At 50.2% G+C, this 3,372-nt stretch carries 1 protein-coding gene and 2 rRNA genes; all 3 read left to right on the plus strand.

Annotation, left to right across the window (positions count from 1 at the left end; translation table 11 throughout):
- On the plus strand, positions 1-194 hold a 194-nt coding region (locus tag INR38_RS28515), incomplete at its 5' end, for a hypothetical protein (RefSeq protein ID WP_207444604.1).
- A gap of 73 nt (positions 195-267) precedes the next feature.
- Positions 268-3,143: ribosomal RNA gene (locus tag INR38_RS28520) — 23S ribosomal RNA — on the plus strand.
- Positions 3,144-3,268: 125 nt separating this feature from the next.
- A 5S ribosomal RNA gene (gene rrf, locus INR38_RS28525) occupies positions 3,269-3,372 on the plus strand; the annotation flags it as partial.

Below are 3,372 nucleotides of genomic sequence, written 5' to 3' on the forward strand. Positions count from 1 at the left end.
AACTATCAATCGGCTGTTCTTTAAAAATTCATAGAGTCGAAATCAGCGTTGCTGACGGAAAGAGATTTCAATCTCACCGTGCCGTCAGCAACATTTTGATTGCGTCAAAACGAATGAAACTTTGTTTTATTCAAGTAATGACGAATTGTTCTCTTGACAGAAATGTCAAAGAATTCATTCACATTACGGCATAACGCGCGAGGTGAGAGACCTCGCAAGTCCTTGAAAGAAAACGGCGAAATCTCGCAAGAGAGATCAAAGTTATAGGGTCAAGTGACTAAGAGCATGTGGTGGATGCCTTGGCGATGATAGGCGACGAAAGACGTGATAGCCTGCGATAAGCTTCGGGGAGCTGGCAAATTAGCTTTGATCCGGAGATTTCTGAATGGGGAAACCCACCCGCAAGGGTATCGCATACTGAATACATAGGTATGCGAGGCGAACCTGGAGAACTGAAACATCTAAGTACCCAGAGGAAAAGACATCAACCGAGATTCCGAAAGTAGTGGCGAGCGAAATCGGAAGAGCCTTCTAGTGATAGTCAGACGGTTAACAAAACGGAATGGAAAGTCCGGCCATAGTAGGTGATAGCCCTGTATGTGAAAACCGACTGGTGGTACTGAGCTAGAGAAAAGTAGGGCGGGGCACGAGAAACCCTGTCTGAATATGGGGGGACCATCCTCCAAGGCTAAATACTCATCATCGACCGATAGTGAACCAGTACCGTGAGGGAAAGGCGAAAAGAACCCCGGGAGGGGAGTGAAATAGATCCTGAAACCGCATGCTTACAAAAAGTAGGAGCCCGCAAGGGTGACTGCGTACCTTTTGTATAATGGGTCAGCGACTTACATTCAGTGGCAAGGTTAACCGAATAGGGGAGCCGTAGAGAAATCGAGTCCGAATAGGGCGTCCAGTCGCTGGGTGTAGACCCGAAACCAAGTGATCTATCCATGGCCAGGATGAAGGTGCCGTAACAGGTACTGGAGGTCCGAACCGACTAGTGTTGCAAAACTAGCGGATGAGCTGTGGATAGGGGTGAAAGGCTAAACAAACTTGGAAATAGCTGGTTCTCTCCGAAAACTATTTAGGTAGTGCCTCAAGTATTACCTGCGGGGGTAGAGCACTGTTTAGGCTAGGGGGTCATGGCGACTTACCAAACCTATGCAAACTCCGAATACCGCAGAGTACAGCTTGGGAGACAGAGCACCGGGTGCTAACGTCCGGACTCAAGAGGGAAACAACCCAGACCGCCAGCTAAGGTCCCTAAAATTGGCTAAGTGGGAAACGAAGTGGGAAGGCTAAAACAGTCAGGATGTTGGCTTAGAAGCAGCCATCATTTAAAGAAAGCGTAATAGCTCACTGATCGAGTCGTCCTGCGCGGAAGATGTAACGGGGCTAAGCCAGTTACCGAAGCTGCGGATTTGCAATTTATTGCAAGTGGTAGGAGAGCGTTCTGTAAGCCTGTGAAGGTGCCTGGTAACGGGTGCTGGAGGTATCAGAAGTGCGAATGCTGACATGAGTAGCGTTAAAGGGGGTGAAAAGCCCCCTCGCCGTAAGCGCAAGGTTTCCTACGCAACGTTCATCGGCGTAGGGTGAGTCGGCCCCTAAGGCGAGGCAGAGATGCGTAGCTGATGGGAAACAGGTCAATATTCCTGTACCGATGTGTAGTGCGATGTGGGGACGGAGAAGGTTAGCTCAGCCAACTGTTGGATATGTTGGTTCAAGCCTGTAGTCGTGCCTGGTAGGCAAATCCGCCGGGCTTAGATGAGGGGTGATAACGAGTCTGCTTGCAGACGAAGTGAGTGATACCCTGCTTCCAGGAAAAGCCACTAAGCTTCAGCTACACACGACCGTACCGCAAACCGACACTGGTGCGCGAGATGAGTATTCTAAGGCGCTTGAGAGAACTCTGGAGAAGGAACTCGGCAAATTGATACCGTAACTTCGGGAGAAGGTATGCCGCAAGTAGGTGAACTTGAACAAAGGGAGCCCAAAGCGGTTGCAAAAAATCGGTGGCTGCGACTGTTTAATAAAAACACAGCACTCTGCAAACACGAAAGTGGACGTATAGGGTGTGACGCCTGCCCGGTGCTGGAAGATTAAATGATGGGGTGCAAGCTCTTGATTGAAGTCCCAGTAAACGGCGGCCGTAACTATAACGGTCCTAAGGTAGCGAAATTCCTTGTCGGGTAAGTTCCGACCTGCACGAATGGCGTAACGATGGCCACACTGTCTCCTCCAGAGACTCAGCGAAGTTGAAATGTTTGTGATGATGCAATCTCCCCGCGGAAAGACGGAAAGACCCCATGAACCTTTACTGTAGCTTTGTATTGGATTTTGAACGGATCTGTGTAGGATAGGTGGGAGGCTTTGAAGTGAGGACGCTAGTTCTCATGGAGCCGACGTTGAAATACCACCCTGGTGCGTTTGAGGTTCTAACCCAGGTCCCTTATCGGGATCGGGGACAGTGCATGGTAGGCAGTTTGACTGGGGCGGTCTCCTCCCAAAGCGTAACGGAGGAGTTCGAAGGTACGCTAGTTACGGTCGGACATCGTGACGATAGTGCAATGGCATAAGCGTGCTTAACTGCGAGACTGACAAGTCGAGCAGATGCGAAAGCAGGACATAGTGATCCGGTGGTTCTGTATGGAAGGGCCATCGCTCAACGGATAAAAGGTACTCTGGGGATAACAGGCTGATACCGCCCAAGAGTTCATATCGACGGCGGTGTTTGGCACCTCGATGTCGGCTCATCTCATCCTGGGGCTGTAGTCGGTCCCAAGGGTATGGCTGTTCGCCATTTAAAGAGGTACGTGAGCTGGGTTTAAAACGTCGTGAGACAGTTTGGTCCCTATCTTCCGTGGGCGCTGCAGATTTGAGGAAGCCTGCTCCTAGTACGAGAGGACCGGAGTGGACACACCTCTGGTGTATCGGTTGTCACGCCAGTGGCATTGCCGAGTAGCTAAGTGTGGAAGAGATAACCGCTGAAAGCATCTAAGCGGGAAACTCGTTTCAAGATGAGATCTGCCGGGGCCTTGAGCCCCCTGAAGAGTCGTTCAAGACCAGGACGTTGATAGGCTGGGTGTGGAAGCGCAGTAATGCGTTAAGCTAACCAGTACTAATTGCTCGTGAGGCTTGACCCTATAACTTTGATGACGTTGATCATCAAGGTGGTTATGCCAAGTAAGGCGCAGTCAAAATACAAAGCTGATTACAGACTCTATGAATTCGTTGTGTTGCTCCATGAGCAGCATGACAACAAGTTATGCCTGATGACCATAGCAAGTTGGTACCACTCCTTCCCATCCCGAACAGGACAGTGAAACGACTTTGCGCCGATGATAGTGCGGGTTCCCGTGTGAAAGTAGGTCA

The organism is Delftia sp. SD018 (assembly GCF_017355445.1).
Lineage (GTDB): Bacteria > Pseudomonadota > Gammaproteobacteria > Burkholderiales > Burkholderiaceae_C > Comamonas > Comamonas acidovorans.